The organism is Streptomyces sp. NPDC041205, from assembly GCF_055591765.1.
Genome location: NZ_JBVIZH010000002.1, coordinates 278,819 through 295,462 on the forward strand (window position 1 = coordinate 278,819; position 16,644 = coordinate 295,462).

The 16,644-nt window shown below is 73.0% G+C and carries 14 protein-coding genes; 4 read left to right on the forward strand and 10 right to left on the reverse strand.

The window, feature by feature from the left end; all coding sequences use genetic code 11:
- Positions 1-2 precede the first annotated feature (2 nt).
- From ACZ6BG_RS08220 to gatC, 3 genes are read right to left on the reverse strand one after another with little or no spacing between them, the layout of a single operon-like run.
- Positions 3-257, reverse strand: coding sequence for a hypothetical protein (locus ACZ6BG_RS08220; RefSeq protein WP_468998543.1), 255 nt, complete (start codon positions 255-257; stop codon positions 3-5).
- The gene (gatA, locus tag ACZ6BG_RS08225) at positions 254-1,753 is read right to left on the reverse strand and encodes an Asp-tRNA(Asn)/Glu-tRNA(Gln) amidotransferase subunit GatA (RefSeq protein ID WP_468998545.1); all 1,500 of its coding nucleotides are present in this window, start codon (positions 1,751-1,753) and stop codon (positions 254-256) included. Before gatA ends, ACZ6BG_RS08220 begins: the two co-directional genes overlap by 4 nt.
- 6 nt (positions 1,754-1,759) lie before the next feature.
- Complete coding sequence (gatC, locus tag ACZ6BG_RS08230) at positions 1,760-2,056, reverse strand: Asp-tRNA(Asn)/Glu-tRNA(Gln) amidotransferase subunit GatC (protein ID WP_016642027.1); 297 nt, start codon at positions 2,054-2,056, stop codon at positions 1,760-1,762.
- Positions 2,057-2,318: 262 nt separating this feature from the next.
- Here gatC and ACZ6BG_RS08235 point away from each other — a divergent pair, with 262 nt between their 5' ends.
- Positions 2,319-3,758 (forward strand): glycosyltransferase family 87 protein, encoded by a 1,440-nt coding sequence (locus ACZ6BG_RS08235; RefSeq protein ID WP_468998548.1) that lies wholly within the window; start codon positions 2,319-2,321, stop codon positions 3,756-3,758.
- 97 nt (positions 3,759-3,855) lie between these two features.
- Here ACZ6BG_RS08235 and ACZ6BG_RS08240 read toward each other — a convergent pair whose 3' ends face one another.
- From ACZ6BG_RS08240 to ACZ6BG_RS08260, 5 genes are all read right to left on the reverse strand, one after another.
- Positions 3,856-6,333: a putative bifunctional diguanylate cyclase/phosphodiesterase gene (locus ACZ6BG_RS08240; protein WP_469000137.1), complete on the reverse strand. Its 2,478-nt coding sequence runs from the start codon at positions 6,331-6,333 to the stop codon at positions 3,856-3,858.
- A 1,055-nt stretch (positions 6,334-7,388) separates the two neighbouring features.
- On the reverse strand, positions 7,389-9,572 hold the full coding sequence (gene ligA / locus ACZ6BG_RS08245; protein WP_468998550.1) for an NAD-dependent DNA ligase LigA: 2,184 nt from the start codon (positions 9,570-9,572) through the stop codon (positions 7,389-7,391).
- Positions 9,573-9,613: 41 nt separating this feature from the next.
- Positions 9,614-10,621 (reverse strand): methionine synthase, encoded by a 1,008-nt coding sequence (locus ACZ6BG_RS08250; RefSeq protein WP_469000139.1) that lies wholly within the window; start codon positions 10,619-10,621, stop codon positions 9,614-9,616.
- A gap of 29 nt (positions 10,622-10,650) precedes the next feature.
- A complete protein-coding gene (locus ACZ6BG_RS08255) occupies positions 10,651-11,340 on the reverse strand; it encodes an SDR family oxidoreductase (RefSeq protein WP_468998552.1) in 690 nt (229 codons plus the stop codon).
- Positions 11,341-11,365: 25 nt separating this feature from the next.
- Complete coding sequence (locus ACZ6BG_RS08260) at positions 11,366-11,905, reverse strand: LOG family protein (protein ID WP_468998554.1); 540 nt, start codon at positions 11,903-11,905, stop codon at positions 11,366-11,368.
- 122 nt (positions 11,906-12,027) lie between these two features.
- Between ACZ6BG_RS08260 and ACZ6BG_RS08265 the strand changes: the two genes are divergently transcribed.
- Complete coding sequence (locus ACZ6BG_RS08265; protein ID WP_468998555.1) at positions 12,028-12,360, forward strand: DUF427 domain-containing protein; 333 nt, start codon at positions 12,028-12,030, stop codon at positions 12,358-12,360.
- Positions 12,361-12,467: 107 nt separating this feature from the next.
- Here ACZ6BG_RS08265 and ACZ6BG_RS08270 read toward each other — a convergent pair whose 3' ends face one another.
- Complete coding sequence (locus ACZ6BG_RS08270; protein ID WP_468998557.1) at positions 12,468-13,457, reverse strand: GlxA family transcriptional regulator; 990 nt, start codon at positions 13,455-13,457, stop codon at positions 12,468-12,470.
- Between the two features lie 94 nt (positions 13,458-13,551).
- Between ACZ6BG_RS08270 and ACZ6BG_RS08275 the strand changes: the two genes are divergently transcribed.
- Positions 13,552-14,535, forward strand: a complete 984-nt coding sequence (locus tag ACZ6BG_RS08275) for an NADP-dependent oxidoreductase (protein WP_468998560.1) — start codon at positions 13,552-13,554, stop codon at positions 14,533-14,535.
- Positions 14,536-14,640: 105 nt separating this feature from the next.
- Here the strand turns inward: ACZ6BG_RS08275 and mnmA are convergent, their stop codons facing one another.
- Positions 14,641-15,783 carry a tRNA 2-thiouridine(34) synthase MnmA gene (mnmA, locus tag ACZ6BG_RS08280; RefSeq protein WP_468998562.1) on the reverse strand — a complete coding sequence of 381 codons (1,143 nt, stop codon included), beginning with the start codon at positions 15,781-15,783 and terminating at the stop codon, positions 14,641-14,643.
- 61 nt (positions 15,784-15,844) lie between these two features.
- Between mnmA and ACZ6BG_RS08285 the strand changes: the two genes are divergently transcribed.
- Positions 15,845-16,567, forward strand: coding sequence for an N-acetylmuramoyl-L-alanine amidase (locus tag ACZ6BG_RS08285; protein ID WP_468998564.1), 723 nt, complete (start codon positions 15,845-15,847; stop codon positions 16,565-16,567).
- Positions 16,568-16,644: the final 77 nt, after the last annotated feature.

Here is a 16,644-nt window from a genome sequence, read left to right on the forward strand (position 1 = left end):
TCTCAGCCGAGCAGAACGTCGTCGTCGCCGATGCGCTTCAGCTCACGCACCAGGATGGCGATGCCCGTGACGATGGCGGCGGCGGAGACGACCGCGTCGACGAGCTTGAGCGTGTCGTGCTCGGCGCGGGCCTTCTTGACCTGCTTGAGCGTGCTGAGCGCGCCGAACGCGGTGGTACCGATGGACAGATACGTGCCGGTCTTGGACTTCTTGAAGCCCTTGGCCTTGGCCAGTTTGCTCGATGACTTGTTGCTCACAGCGACGGTGCCTCCTCAAGGAGCGGGTGGCCCCACTTTTCCACGAAGGCGGCCTCGACGGCTGCGCCCACCTTGTAAAGACGGTCGTCCTTCAGGGCGGGGGCGATGATCTGCAGTCCGACGGGCAGACCGTCCTCCGGCGCGAGGCCGCAGGGCAGTGACATGGCGGCGTTGCCCGCCAGGTTGGTCGGGATGGTGCAGAGGTCGGCCAGGTACATCGCCATCGGGTCGTCGGCGCGCTCGCCGATCGGGAAGGCGGTGGTGGGCGTGGTCGGCGAGACGATCACGTCGACCTGCTCGAAGGCCTTCTCGAAGTCGCGCGTGATGAGCGTGCGGACCTTCTGGGCGCTGCCGTAGTACGCGTCGTAGTAGCCGGAGCTGAGCGCGTACGTACCGAGCATCACACGGCGCTTGACCTCGTCGCCGAAGCCGGCCTCGCGGGTGAGCGCGGTGACCTCCTCGGCGGACTTCGTACCGTCGTCACCGACGCGCAGGCCGTAGCGCATGGCGTCGAAGCGGGCCAGGTTCGAGGAGCACTCGGACGGCGCGATCAGGTAGTACGCCGACAGGCCCAGGTCGAAGGACGGGCAGTCCAGCTCGACGACCTCGGCGCCGAGGGACTTGAGCAGCTCGACGGACTCGTCGAAGCGCTGCATCACCCCGGCCTGGTAGTGCTCGCCGCGGAACTGCTTCACGACGCCGACGCGCATGCCCTGGACCGAGCCGTTGCGGGCGGCCTCGACGACCGCGGGGACCGGGGCGTCGATGGACGTGGAGTCCAGCGGGTCGTGCCCGGCGATGACCTCGTGCAGCAGGGCCGCGTCCAGGACCGTGCGGGCGCAGGGCCCGCCCTGGTCCAGGGAGGACGAGAACGCCACCATGCCGTAGCGGGAGACGCCGCCGTAGGTCGGCTTGACGCCGACCGTGCCGGTGACGGCCGCGGGCTGGCGGATGGAGCCGCCGGTGTCGGTGCCGATGGCGAGCGGGGCCTCGTACGCCGCGAGGGACGCGGAGGAGCCGCCGCCGGAGCCGCCGGGGATGCGGGTGAGGTCCCACGGGTTGCCCGTCGGTCCGTACGCGCTGTTCTCCGTCGACGACCCCATGGCGAACTCGTCCATGTTGGTCTTGCCGAGGATGACGACGTCGGCGGCCTTGAGCCGCTTGGTGACCGTCGCGTCGTACGGCGGGATCCAGCCTTCGAGGATCTTCGAGCCGACGGTCGTCGGCACGCCCTCGGTGGTGAAGATGTCCTTGAGCGCGAGCGGGACGCCGGCGAGCGGGCCGAGCTTCTCGCCCCGCGCGCGCTTCTCGTCCACGGCCCGGGCCTGCGCGAGCGCGCCCTCGCGGTCGACGTGCAGGAAGGCGTGCACCTTCTCGTCGACGGCCTCGATGCGGGCCAGGTGGGCCTCGGTGACCTCGACGGCGGTGAGTTCACCGGCGGCGATCCTCGCGGCGATGTCGGCCGCGGTGAGCTTGATGATGTTGCTGTCCGTCATGACTTCTTAGTCCTCCCCCAGGATCTGCGGCACCTTGAAACGCTGCTGCTCCTGTGCCGGGGCTCCGGAGAGCGCCTGCTCGGGGGTGAGCGACGGACGGACCTCGTCCGCGCGCATGACGTTCGTCAGCGGCAGCGGGTGGGAGGTCGGCGGTACGTCTTGGTCGGCGACCTCCGAGACGCGTGCGACCGCGCCGATGATGTCGTCGAGCTGTCCGGCGAAGTGGTCGAGCTCTTCGTCCTTCAGCTCCAGACGTGCAAGGCGGGCGAGGTGGGCGACCTCCTCGCGCGTGATGCCAGGCATGCAGCGATCCTCAGGGGTGAGTGTGATGGTTTCGCCCCCAATCCTATGGGGCTGGCCGCGCTGCCCGCGCCCGAGTTCCCTCCGGCGCCGCGCGCGGGGCCCCTGCGGGGTGCTGGCGGGGCCCGGTGAGGTGCCGGTGGGATGGCCGGTGAGGTGGCGCACCGCCGTCGTTGCGCCACCCGGCGCACTGTTCCCCCGCTCCCCCGGTGAGCCGCCGGTGAGCTGCCCGGACGAGGGGCGGGGCGGGGCCGACCATGCGGGCATGGGACTGCGTCACGCCCGCACCGGGCTCCGTACCGCCGAGGGCCGTCGGGCCCCGATCCTGGGGGCGCCCCTCGTCGGCGCGCTCCTGTTGACCGCTTCGCTCGTCGCCTGGTGGTACGTCGTGACGGACCCGGTGTACGCCGGGGCGCGCAGCCCGGCCGACCTGAGCGTGTACCTGGACGCGGCGGACGCGCCGGACGAGGGCCTGTACGAGGGCAAGTACGGCATCCACGGGCTGCCGTACCTGTATCCGCCGTTCGCCCTGCTGCCGTTCCGTGCCTTCGCGGGGGCGGACCTCACGGTCGCGGTGCGGGTAATGGCGGGGGTGTCGATCCTCGCGATGGTGCTGGTCGCCTGGGCGGCGGCGCGGGCCGTGGCCGGGCGGCGGTCGGGGGCGGTCACCGCCGGGTTGGCGTGCGCCGTCGCCGCGGCCGCGCTGTGGACCGAGCCGGTGCTGCAGAACCTGGACTTCGGGCAGGTGAACCTCGTCCTCATGGCGCTGGTCGTCACGGACCTCGCGACGGCCGACCGGCGCCCGTGGAAGGGGCTCGGCGTCGGCATCGCGGCGGGCCTGAAGCTGACGCCCGGCCTGTTCATCGTGTACCTGCTCCTCACCCGCCGGTTCCGGGCCGCAGGGCTGGCGACGGCGGCGTTCGCGGGGACCGTGCTCAGCGGCTGGATCGCGCTGCCGGAGGCGTCGGCGGACTTCTGGGGCGGGGCGCTCGCGGGCAGCCCGGGCGGCAGGGAGTATCTGGCGAACCAGTCCCTGAACGGCGTCTTCGTCCGCCTGGGCTTCGGTGGTGACGGGGTCGGCGGGCCGGTGTGGGGCGCGGCGTGCGGGCTGCTCGTGGTGGCCGGGCTCGCCGCGGCGGCGGTGGCTTCGCGGCGGGGCCGTGAACTGGTGGCGATCTGCGTCGTAGGAGCGCTGACCTTGTTGTGTTCGCCGCTGTCGTGGACCCACCACTGGGTGTGGATCGTCCCGGCCTTCGTCCTCGCGGCCGACGCGGCGGCCCGGCGGGCCACGGCCCGCGCCTGGCTGTGGGTGGCTGGCCTGTTCACGCTGTTCGCGGCGTGGCCGATCCGCATCGACGGCTTCGGCACCTGGGACCCGGCCCGGCCGCTCCTGCCCTACGGCCTCCTCTGGTACACCCCGCACTGGCACCGCGAGCAGGACTGGGACCCGTTCCACTTCGTCTCGGGCAACTTCTATGTGTGGCTCGGGCTCGGGTACGTGGTGTGGGCGGTCTGCGTGTTCGGGGGATGGGGGTCTTCGGGGCGGGCGCGCGGGGTGCGTGGTGCGCGGGACGTCGGGGAGTCGCTGGGGGCGGGGGCGGGGGCCGAGGTGCCGGGGCCCGGGGCGGAAGTGGGGGCGCCGGGGGGCTCTTCAAGGGTGGGGGCGGAGCAGGGGGCCGCGGGGATCGGGCGGCGTCCGGGGTAGTGCGGTGGGGGCGGGGCCGGGGCGCTGAGGAGCGGGCGGGGCCTGGGGCGTTGAGGGCGGGTGGGCCCCCGGGGGGGGCGGCGTGGTGGCGGTTACGTCACTTGGCCGCGCGGGTGGGGGACGGTGGGGCCGGGTCCGGGGTGTCGGGGGTGGTGGCGGGCGGGGGCGGGTCGACGGCGCGGTGCCAGCCGCGTTCGCCGCGGGTGCGCAGCCACGCCGTCGTCTCGTTCGGCGGCATCGCGGCGGCGACCAGCCAGCCCTGGACGGCGTCGCAGCCCAGGTCGCGCAGGCGCTCCCAGGTCTCGTCGTCCTCGACGCCCTCGGCGACGACGAGCAGGCCGAGGGAGTGCGCGAGGTCGACCGTGCAGCGCACGATCTCGGCGTCCTCGTTGTCGACGGCGAGCCGGGCCACGAACGACCGGTCGATCTTCAGCTCGCTGACGGGCAGGCGGCGCAGGTGCACCAGCGAGGAGTAGCCGGTGCCGAAGTCGTCGAGGGACATCTTCACGCCGTGGCCGGTGAGCCCGGCGAGGGTGTCGGCGGCGCGCTGCGGGTCCTCCAGGAGGACGTGCTCCGTTATTTCCAACTGGAGCGCTCCCGCGGGCACTCCGTGGCGGGCCAGGCGTGCGGCGACGGCGCCCGCGAAGCCGGGAGTGTGCACGTCACGCGGCGACACGTTCACCGCGACCGGGACCTTCAGGCCCTGCGCCCGCCACCTGGCGACCTGGGCTAGGGCTGACTCCAGGACGTACTCCGTGAGGTGCGGCATGAGCCCGGACGACTCGGCGATGGCGATGAACTCGTCCGGCGGCACCTTGCCCCGCTCCGGGTGCACCCAGCGCACCAGCGCCTCGAGGCCGGCGACCTGCCCGTCGAAGCGGACCTTCGGCTGGTAGTGCAGTTCCACGTCGCCCGCGTCCAGGGCGCGGCGCAGGTCGCCGAGGAGGCCGAGCCGGTCGGGGGTGTTGGAGTCGCGCTTGGACTCGTACACCTCCACGCCCGTGCGGTCCCGCTTGGCCTGGTACATCGCCACGTCCGCGCGCCGGAGCAGCCCTTCGGCGTCGAGCGCGTGGTCGGGGAAGACGGCGAGCCCGGCGCTGGCCTCGAGGACGAGGGTGAGGCCGTCCAGGTCCAGGGGTGAGCCGAGGGCGGCGACCAGGGAGCGGGCGACGCGCGTGGCCGACGTGGTGGAGTCGGCGACCGGGAGGAGCACCGCGAACTCGTCGCCGCCGAGCCGGGCCGCCTCCGCGCCGCGCGGCAGCGCGAGCCGCAGCCGGTCGGCGATCTGGAGCAGCAGCCGGTCACCGGCGAGGTGGCCGAGGGTGTCGTTGACCGAGCGGAAGCGGTCCATGTCGATCAGCATCAGGGCGGAGCGCGCACCGATGCGCTCCGCGTCGTCGAGGGCCGTCCAGGTCCGCTCCAGGAGCCACTGCCGGTTGGGCAGTCCGGTCAGCGGGTCCCGCAACTGCTCCTCGGCTCTGGCGCGCGCGATCCACAGCGTCGAGTCCAGGGCCACGAGCGGGATGGTGAACAGGGGCAGGAGCAGCGGCAGGGACATCGCGACGACGCAGATCAGCGGCGCGATACCGAGCAGGGCCACACCGAGCAGCCCCTGTCTGACCAGCGCGGTGCGGGTGACCGTGGGCAGCGCGCCGGTGCGCGGGGCGTGGACGTACCAGAGCAGGACGCGGGTGACGGCGAGATACGCAACGGCGACGAGGGCGACCTCGGGCGCCGTGTAGAGGTCCCAACTCTCCGGGTTCCAGGGGGAGTCGGCCGCCGGCGAGGTGCCGAACGCGGCGAGCGTGAGGGCGCCCGCGCCGATGCCGAGGATGTCGACGGCGCCGTGCAGCACGCCCTGTCGCCAGCGGTGGCGGCGGGCGACGCCGACGAGGACGACGACGGTGAGGCTGACCATGCCCGCGGGCATCCAGCCGTACAGCAGCAGTACGGCGACGGTCAGCGCGCCGCCGGAGCCCGTGCCGCCCCACCAGCGGTCGCGGCCGAGCGCGACGAGGTGGCCGACGATGAGGCCGGTCAGGACGGCGAGGGACCAGCCGACCGCGCCGGAGGGGAAGAGCGGGTGGCCGCCGGTGAACGCGTGGAAGAAGCCCGTGCCGAGGACGACGGCGGCCGCCGCGACGACGGCCGCGGGCAGCAGCTGCCAGCTCCCGCGCCCCTCGGCCTCGTCGGCACCCCTGTCGACCCCGTCCACCCCGGACCCGTCCAGGGCGCCCTGGCCCCGCACGTCCGTCCCGCGCCCGCCGCGCCACAGCCCGCGCCGCGCACCGCCGCCCGAGGATTCCGCTCCGGCGCCGCGCGGAGCTCCCCGAACGGTCGAGGCATCCCCGCCGACGGCACCACCTCCGACCCTGCCGATCCCGACCCCGCCGGTCCCCACGGCACCGATCCCGACCCCGCCGGTCCCCACGGCACCGATCCCGACCCCGCCGGTCCCGGCACCACCAGCGCCGCCGGCACCCACATCACCGCCGCCCCCGGCCCCGCTGCCGCCGTCGACCCCGGCCACCGCGCCCCGGACACTCCCGGCGTCACCGCCCGCGCCGCCGCCCATGCCGCCCGCGGCACCCCCGGATCCACCCGCGGCGCCCCGCACACCGGCGGACCCCGCTCCCGTGCCGTCTCCGAACCCGGAGCCTCCCGCCGCCAGCACGGCCGGACTCCCACCGCCGGAAGCCGTCACGGGCCCCGAGGTCACCACGGCCCCCGAAGTCGTCACCGCGCCGGAAGCCACCACAGGACCCGAAGCCGCCACAACACCCGAAGCCACGACCGTGCCCGGAGCGCTCGCCGCACCGCGCGCGGCCGCCGCGCCCACCGCGGCGCTCTCGGCGAATCCGGCACCCGACGGGGCGTCAACTGCCGCCGCCCGCACGGCCGGTGACGCGGCGGACGGCGTGCCGTCCGCCGCGGTGCCCGTCTCGTCCCTGTCGGGCCAGGGCGCACCGTGGCCACCCGCACCCCGCCGTTCACCTTCGGCACTCGCCGTCACACCAGCCTCCGCCGGGACCGCAGTTCCGTGACCGCCGGTTCCCCGCACAGGCGCCCGTCGTCCGCCCGGCTCCGGTCCCTCACCAACTGGCTTACCCCGTATGCCCGTTACTTCCTCCTGCGGGGCCGCATCGGGGCCGGAAACGGCCGCCCGGCCGAGGATCGCGTCCGCGTCCGCGCCACCCGAGGTCCAGGCGCGCTCGCGGGGACGGAAGCCGGGCGTCCCGTCGACCCGCGCGGCCGCGGCGTCATTCGGGTCACGCGCCGTGTCGCGCGCACGCCCGCGCCGGGCGCCGAGCACGCGCCGCAGGCGCGACCGCAGCCATGAGTCCGGGGCGACGCTCTCGGTCGGTTCCATTCCCGTCCCTCTCACAGCCGGCGGTGCCCACGCCACGCGGAGCCACGCGGACTTGAAGATCCCTGGACAGCCGCGTCCGAAAACCCTGCCCCGGCTCTCGGCGAGCAGGGGAGACCCCATCAGCAGCGGGGCACGGCAGGCGCACACCTCAACAGTAGGCCGCAGAAGGCTTCCACGGGCAGCGGTCGTCTACGGTTGCCCGAATGCGCCCCGGCCACCCGTATGCATCTGATATGCGCTGAACGGGTGGCCTTCAACCGCTATTCTTCGGCCGGAAGTGCGGCTTCCCGGGCGGCGTCCGCCCCTTGTTCGAGCAGGACGGCGAAGCCGTCCTCATTGAGAACCGGAACCTTCAGTTGCATGGCCTTGTCGTACTTCGAACCGGGGTTGTCCCCCACTACGACGAATCCCGTCTTCTTTGAAACGGAACCGGTGACTTTCGCCCCGCGGCTCTGCAGCGCCTCTTTCGCGCCATCCCGGGTGTGGTTCACCAGTGTGCCCGTGACGACGACGGTGAGTCCTTCCAGGGGACGCGGCCCTTCGTCCTCTCCCCCACCCTCTTCCTCCATCCGGACCCCGGCGGCGCGCCACTTGCGCAGGATCTCCCGGTGCCAGTCCTCGGCGAACCACTGCTTGAGGGACTCCGCGATGGTCTTGCCGACGCCCTCGACGGCCTCGAGCTCCTCCACCGAGGCCTGCTCGATGCGGTCGATGGAGCGGAACTCGCGGGCCAGCGCCTCGGCGGCGACCGGGCCCACATGGCGGATGGACAGGCCGGTGAGGACGCGGGCGAGCGGGCGCTCCTTGGCCGCCGCGATGTTCTCCAGCATGGCGAGCGTGTTCTTCTTCGGCTCGCCCTCCTGGTTGGCGAAGAAGGTCACGACCTTTTCCTCGCCGGTCTTCGGGTCGCGCTTGGGCAGGCCGGTGTCCTGGTCGAGGACGTAGGACTTGATGGGCAGCAGTTCCTCGACCTTCAGGTCGAAGATGTCGCCCTCGTCGAGGATCGGTGGGTCGGCGGGCTCGAGGGGCTTTGTCAGCGCGGCCGCGGCGACGTAGCCGAAGTTCTCGATGTCCAGGCATTTGCGGCCCGCGAGGTAGAACAGGCGCTCGCGCAACTGAGCGGGGCACGTCTGCCCGTTCGGGCAGCGGAGGTCGATGTCGCCCTCCTTCATGGGCCGCAGCGCCGTGCCGCACTCGGGGCACTCGGCGGGCATCACGAACTCGCGCTCGGTGCCGTCGCGCAGGTCGACGACCGGGCCGAGGATCTCCGGGATGACGTCGCCCGCCTTGCGCAGGACCACCGTGTCGCCGATGAAGACGCCCTTGGCCTTCACCACCTCCTGGTTGTGCAGGGTGGCGAACTCGACCTCGGAGCCCGCGACGGTGACGGGCTCCACCACCGCGTACGGCGTGACGCGGCCGGTGCGGCCGACGCCGACTCTGATGTCGACGAGCTTGGTGTTGACCTCCTCGGGCGCGTACTTCCACGCGATGGCCCAGCGCGGGGCGCGGGAGGTGGAGCCGAGGCGGCCCTGGAGCGGGATCTCGTCGAGCTTGACGACGACGCCGTCGATCTCGTGCTCCACGGAGTGGCGGTTCTCGCCGAAGTACGTGATGAACTCGCGGACGCCGTCGAGGCCGTCGACCACCTTGTTGTGCTTGGCGGTGGGCAGGCCCCACTCGCGCAGCAGGTCGTACGCGTGCGACAGGCAGTCGATGTCGAAGCCCTCGCGGGCGCCGATGCCGTGCACCACCATGTGCAGGGGGCGGGTCGCCGTGACCCGGGGGTCCTTCTGGCGCAGCGAACCCGCCGCCGCGTTGCGCGGGTTGGCGAAGGGCTTGTCGCCGGCCTCCACCAGGCGGGCGTTCAGCGCCTCGAACTTCTCCATGGGGAAGAAGACCTCGCCGCGGATCTCGACGAGGGCCGGGACGCGGTCGCCCTGGAGGCGCTCGGGGATGTCCGCGATGGTGCGGACGTTGGGCGTGATGTCCTCGCCCGTGCGGCCGTCGCCGCGGGTGGCGGCGCGGGTCAGGCGGCCGTTCTCGTACGTCAGGTTGACCGCGAGGCCGTCGATCTTCAGCTCGCACAGGAAGTGGTGGTCGCCGGTGCCCACTTCCTTGGCGACGCGGTCGGCCCAGGCGGCCAACTCCTCGTCGTCGAAGGCGTTGTCCAGGGACAGCATCCGCTCACGGTGCTCGACGGAGGCGAAGTCGGTCTCGTAGGAACCGGCGACCTTCTGGGTCGGCGAGTCCGGTGTGCGCAGCTCCGAATACCGCTCCTCCAGTGCCTCCAGCGAGCGCAGCAGCTTGTCGAACTCGGCGTCGCTGACGACGGGCTGGTCCTTCACGTAGTACCGGAAGCGGTGCTCCTCGATCTGTTCGGCGAGCCGGGCATGCTCGTCGCGTGCCTCGGCCGGCACCGTGCCTTCCTGTTCGACAGCCACCGTCTCGTCCTCCCGTTACCTTCAGACCCAGTTGCTCAGCGTTACTCTGGAGCGTCCGCGAGTGATCTCGCCGCCCGGGCGCAGTGCGCGAGCGCCGCACGGGCATATGCGGGCGAAGCACCCGCGAGACCGCACGACGGCGTGACCGTGACCGACTCCGCGAGTGACCCCGGATTCAGCCCCAGCCTGCGCCACAGCGTCCTGACACCCATGACGCTACCGGCAGGGTCTGACAATGAGCCGTCCGTGCCCGGTACGACACCGGCGAACAGCTTCGTGCCGGCCTCGACGGCCTCGCCGAGCACCTCGTCATCACGCTCGGTGAGCAGCGAGAAGTCGAACGACACGGCGTCCGCGCCCGCCCTGCGCAGCAGCGCGAACGGTACGTCGGGCGCGCAGGAGTGGACCAGAGCGGGGCCGTCGTGGACGGCGAGGACGTCACGCAGCGCGCTCTCGACGAGCTGGCGGTCCACGGCGCGGTGCGTGCGGTACTGGCTCGCGGTCCTGATCTGTCCGCGCAGCACGGCGGTGAGCGAGGGCTCGTCGAGCTGGAGGACGAGGTCCGCGCCCGGCACCCGCCGCTTGACCTCCGCGAGGTGGCCGCGCAGCCCCTCAGTGAGCGATCCGGCCAGGTCCCGGCAGGCGCCGGGGTCGGAGAGCGCGGCCTCGCCGTTGCGCAGTTCCAGGGCGGCCGCGAGCGTCCAGGGGCCGACGGCCTGGACCTTCAGCGGGCCCGTGTAGCCCTGCGTGAACTCCTCCAGGGCGTCCAGGTCCTCGCCGAGCCAGGACGCCGCGCGGCGCGTGTCGCGCCCCGGCCGGTCGCCGAGGCGCCAGCCGCTGGGCTCCACGCGCGCGTACAGCTCGACGAGCATCCCGGCCGTGCGGCCGATCATGTCGGCGCCGGGGCCGCGCGCGGGCAGCTCGGCCAGGTACGGCATGCCGTGCTCGGCTCCGTCGGAACCCTCGAAGGTGCCGGTGACGGTCTTCGCAGTCTCGCGCGCGTCGCCTCCGGGCATCGATCCGACGCCGGTGGCGCCGCCCCAGCGCATCGTGCTCGCTGCCGTGCTCACCGCCTCGCTCACCGTCCCGGCCGCACCGTCAGGTCGTTGACCTCGGCGTCGCGCGGCAGGTCGAGGGCCATCACGATCGTCGTGGCGACCGACTCGGGGTCGATCCACCGCTCGGCGTCGTACTCCTTGCCCTCCTGCTGGTGCACCTTGGCCTGCATGGGGCTCGCGGTGCGCCCGGGGTACACGGAGGTGACGCGCACGCCGTTGCCGTGCTCCTCGTTGCGCAGGGAGTCGGCGAGGGCCTTCAGGCCGTGCTTGGAGGCGGCGTACGCCGACCACTCGGCGCTCGCGCGCAGGCCCGCGCCGGAGTTCACGAAGATCACGTGCCCCTGGGTGACGCGGAGTTGCGGCAGGAAGTGCCGGGTCAGCTCGGCGGGCGCGATCAGGTTGACGTTCAGCTGGTGGCGCCAGGCCTTGGGGGTGAGGTCGCCGACGGGGCCGAGGTCGACGACGCCCGCGATGTGCAGCAGCGAGTCCACGCGGTCCGGGAGGCTCTGGTGCGAGAAGGCCCAGGAGAGCTTGTCGGGGTCGGCGAGGTCGCCGACGAGGGTGCTCGCGCCCGGGAACTCGGCGGCGAGCTCCTTGGCGCGGCCCGCGTCGCGCGCGTGCAGGACGAGGGAGTCCCCGCGCGCGTGGAGGCGGCGGGCGACGGCCGCGCCGATGCCGGAGCCCGCCCCGGTGATCACATGAGTTGCCATGTGCCCATGGTCGCATTGCGGCCGGTCAGCGCGTGCCCATGGCCTCCTCCAGGTACGCGAGGGCGCCCACCGGCTCCTCCGCGAAGAAGACCAGGTCGGTCAGCGGCACCGGCAGGAAGCCCTCGTCCTCCATGCGGCGGAACTGCTCCTTCAACCCGTCGTAGAACCCGGCCGAGTTGAGCAGCACCACCGGCTTGGTGGTCCTGCCGTGCTTCTTCAGCTCCAGGATCTCGGTGGCCTCGTCGAGGGTGCCCGTGCCGCCGACCATGATCACGACGGCGTCGGCCTTCTCCAGGAGCAGCGCCTTGCGCTCGGCGAGGTCCTTGGCGATCACCATGTCGTCGACGCCGTGCCGGGCCTTCGCGGCGAGGAAGTCGACCGAGACGCCCACGAGGCGGCCACCGGCCTCCTGCACGCCGTCCGCCACGACCTTCATCAGGCCCACGTCCGAACCGCCCCACACCAGCGTGTGCCCGCCCTTGCCGAGCAGCTCGGCGAACTCGCGGGCGGGGCGGGTGTAGATCTCGGGCAGGTCGGCGGCGGAGAGGAAGACGCAGATGTTCATGGCTCCCACGGTACGTTCCGCCTCTGACGCTCCGACAGCCTCCGGCGGCACGGGCGTACCGGGAAGAATCGTCCCGGAGCGCGCGCTGTACCCGGAAAGGGCAACCTACGGAAGGCAACGCCATGGCCGAAGGGCACCGCATCACTGTCGAGCAGGGCACCCAGCACGTGCGCGTGACGCAAGGCGGCCAGGTGGTGGCGGAGAGCAGGCGCCCGCTGGTGCTGCGCGAGACCGGCTACCCCGCGCGCTACTACCTGCCCCCGGAGGACGTACGCACCGACCTGCTGACGCCGTCGCAGACGCACACGTACTGCCCCTTCAAGGGCACGGCCTCCTACTGGTCGCTGCCGGACGCCGCGGACACCGTGTGGGCGTACCCCGAGCCGAAGCCCGAAGTGGCCCAGATCAAGGACCACTTCTGCTTCTACGAGGTGGAGGAGGTGGCGGCCGCCTGAGCGGCGATGGCAGGGCGTGCTGGGTACGTGCCCCGATAGGGGCGCGGGGAACTGCGCGACCAGCCACGACGCGCCCGCAGGTGAGGAGCCGCCGTTCCCGCGGGGCGCTACGCGGCGGTCGCCGTGAACGTCCTGCGGTAGGCAGCCGGAGAAACGCCGAGTACGGACCGCATGTGCTGGCGCAGCGAGTTGGCGGTGCCGAAGCCCGCGCGGTGGGCCACCAGGTCGATGGGCAGGTCGCTGGTCTCCAGGAGGTTGCGGGCCAGTTCGATGCGCTGGGCGGTGAGCCAGCGGCCCGGTGTGGTGCCCACCTCGTCGCGGAAGCGGCGCGTGAACGTGCGCAGGCTCATGCGCGCGTGGTCCGCCAGCTCACCGAGCGTCAGCGGCTCCTGGAGGCGTTGCAGCGCCCACGCGCGCGTGGGGGCCGTCGTGGCGACCGTCGGCTCCGGGACGGGCCGTTCGATGTACTGTGCCTGGCCGCCGTCGCGCCAGGGCGGTACGACGCAGCGGCGCGCCACGTGGTTGGCGACGGCGCTCCCGTGGTCACGGCGGACGAGGTGCAGGCACAGGTCGACGCCCGCGGCGACACCCGCCGACGTGAGGATGTCCCCGTCGTCCACGAAGAGGACGTCCTCGTCGAGCAGCACCCTCGGGAACTCGCGCCGGAACTGCTCGGCGACCTGCCAGTGCGTGGTCGCGGGCCGGCCGTCGAGGAGTCCGGCCGCCGCGAGGACGAACGAGGCGCTGCAGAACGACACCAGGCGCGTGCCCGGACGCACCCGGGCGAGGGCGGCGGCCAGCGGCCCCGGCAGCCCGTCGGCGGCCCTCGCGCCGTCGCAGGGGCCCGCGGGCGGGATCACCACCGTCTCCGCCGTCTCCAGGGCCTCCGGGCCGTGCTCGACGGCGGCGGAGAAGCCCGCGTCGGTCCGTACGGGACGGCCGTCCGCCGTGCACACCACCACGTCGTACAGCGCCCGGCCGTCCGCGTCCTCGGCGTTGCCGAACACGCGCGAAGGGATGCCCAGCTCGAAGGGGTACACGCCGTCCAGGGCGAGGACGACGACCCGGTGGGGACGGTGCGGACTGCGGGAGGCCATGGCCAGATTCTGTCACATGATGGCCAAACTGCCAGCACCGCTGTCGGGCTCCCGAGCGCACTCTGGTGATCGCTCACCAGAGAGGACAAGATCAATGAGCTCCCGTACGACCACTCCCGCCGCCCCGTCCACGCCCGCCGCGATGCGTGCCGTCAGCCCGCGCGCGTGGGGTGCCCCCGACGTCCTGGTCCCCGTGGAGGTGGACCGGCCCGAGCCCGGGATCACCGAGATCCTGGTCAAGGTGCACGCGGCCGGGGTGAATCCGGTCGACTGGAAGACGCGGGCCGCGGGCGAGTTCGGGACGTGGGGCGACACCCCGATCCTCGGCTACGACGTGTCCGGCACGGTCGAGGCCGTGGGCCCCGGGGTGACGCTGTTCGCGCCCGGTGACGAGGTGTTCGGCATGCCGCGCTTCCCGGAGCAGGCGGGCGGCTACGCCGAGTACGTCGTCGCCCCGGCCCGGCGCTTCGCGCACAAGCCCGCGAACATCGACCACGTGGAGGCGGCGGCGCTGCCCCTGGCGGCGCTCACCGCCTGGCAGGGCCTGATCGAGACGGCGGAGCTGCGTGCGGGCCAGCGCGTCCTGATCCACGCGGCGGCCGGGGGCGTCGGCCACCTCGCCGTGCAGATCGCCAAGGCGCAGGGCGCGTACGTCATCGGGACGGCGCGCGCCGACAAGCACGACTTCCTGCGCTCGATCGGCGCGGACGAGCTGATCGACTACACGACGACGGACTTCGCAGAGGCCGTGCGGGACGTGGACGTGGTCCTCGACGGCGTCGGCGGGGCGTACGGAGACCGCTCCCTGCCCGTGCTGCGGCGCGGCGGCCACCTGGTGACGCTGCCCGACCCGGGCGGCCTGCCGGACGCCGAGCGGGCGCGGGAGGCGGGCGTCCGCACCGGCTGGACCATCGTGGAGCCGGACCGGCACGGCATGCTGGAGATCGCCCGCCTGGTCGCGGAGGGGCGCCTGCGCGCCCAGGTCGCCGCGACGTTCCCGCTGGCGCGGGCGGCCGAGGCGCACGCCCTGGGCGAGCTGGGCCGCACCCAGGGCAAGCTGGTCCTCACGGTGCGGTGACGCACAGGGGGCTGAAAGCCCGTCCGGCGATTGAGGACGAGCCGCGGAGCGGCGATGCCGGGGGGAGAGGGGCGCAGCCCCCTACTCAGCCGACGATCACAGACCTCAAGCCAACGCCCCCGCGCGAGCCGTCGCGGCGATCGTCGCCGAGCCCACCACCCGCGAGCCGTCGTACAGGACGATCGCCTGGCCGGGCGCGACGCCGCGCACGGGCTCGGTGAAGCTGACGTGCAGGCGGTCGCCGACCAGCTCGGCGGTGACCTCGGTCTCGCCGCCGTGGGCGCGGAGCTGGGCGGTGTACGTGCCCGGCCCGGAGGGGGCCGCGCCGCACCAGCGGGGCTTGACGGCCGTCAGGGCCGTCACGTCCAGGGCGGCGGCGGGGCCGACCGTGACGCGGTTGTCGACCGGGGAGATGTCCAGGACGTAGCGGGGCTTGCCGTCGGGGGCCGGGGTGCCGATCCTGAGCCCCTTGCGCTGGCCGATCGTGAAGCCGAACGCGCCCTCGTGGCTGCCGACGACGGCGCCGGACTCGTCGACGATGTCGCCCTCCGCCTTGCCGAGGCGCGAGGCCAGGAAGCCCTGGGTGTCGCCGTCCGCGATGAAGCAGATGTCGTGGCTGTCGGGCTTCTTGGCGACGGCGAGGCCCCGGCGCTCGGCCTCCGCGCGGATCTCGTCCTTCGTGGTGACCGTGTCACCGAGCGGGAACATCGCGTGCGCGAGCTGACGGTCGTCGAGCACCCCGAGGACGTAGCTCTGGTCCTTGGCCATGTCCGAGGCGCGGTGCAGCTCGCGCACCCCGTCCGCGCCCGTGATCACCTGGGCGTAGTGGCCGGTGCAGACCGCGTCGAAGCCGAGGGCCAGGGCCTTGTCCAGGAGCGCCGCGAACTTGATCTTCTCGTTGCAGCGCAGGCACGGGTTCGGGGTGCGCCCCGCCTCGTACTCGGCGATGAAGTCCTCGACCACGTCCTCGCGGAAGCGCTCGGCGAGGTCCCACACGTAGAACGGGATGCCGATGACGTCCGCCGCGCGGCGGGCGTCGCGCGAGTCCTCGATGGTGCAGCAGCCGCGCGCGCCCGTGCGGAACGACTGCGGGTTCGCCGACAGCGCCAGATGCACACCGGTCACGTCGTGCCCGGCTTCGGCGGCACGGGCGGCGGCGACGGCGGAATCCACCCCGCCGGACATGGCGGCGAGGACACGGAGCGGGCGGCTGGTGCGCGGCGGGGCCGACGGGATCTGCGAAGTCATAGCCCTAACAGGGTACGGGTCCGCGGGAACCCGGCGCCCCTGAGTATGCGTTGGGGATCACATGGGGGCCGAGAAGACGGAGAGCACCGAGGACGGCGGGACCGCCGAGCCACCGCAGGGTCGTGCGGTCAGTCGGCGCGCGCTCCTGCTCGGCGCCACCGCCGCCGTGGGCGTGGGGGTGTATGCGCTCGCCCACGACGAGCTGGGGCGGCTGCGGTGGCGGATCCCCGGAGTGGTGAAGAAGCGGAAGGAGGGCGCGGTCGACGCCCGGGGCGCACAGTGGATAGCCGCGTCCTCCGCGAACTGGCGGCGGGCCGACCGCCCCGACGACTACGAGATCGACCGCGTCGTCATCCACGTCGTACAGGGCGGCTATCGCACCGCCCTGAAGGTCTTCAAGGACCCCGGCCACGGCGCCGCCGCGCACTACGTGGTCCGCAAGGACGGCCACATCGCGCAGATGATCCGTGAGCTCGACGTGGCGTTCCATGCGGGCAGCAGGAGCATGAACGAGCGCAGCGTGGGGATCGAGCACGAGGGTTTCGTGGACAAGAAGGAGTCGTTCACGGACGCGATGTACGAGGCGTCCGCGCGGCTCACGGCGGGGATCTGTGAGCGGTACGACATTCCGGTGGACCGGAAGCACATCATCGGGCATGTGGAGGTGGAGGGGACGGATCACACGGATCCGGGGCCGCACTGGAACTGGGACCGGTATCTGCGGCTGGTGCGGCGGGAGCGGGATCGGGCCGCCCGGCCCGCCCGGACTGGAACGCCGACCTAGGGGGGCACTGCGGGGGGGACCCGGCCGGGAGCCCCCAATCCCGCCCCTTCCCGTAACCGGGGCTCCGCCCCGGACCC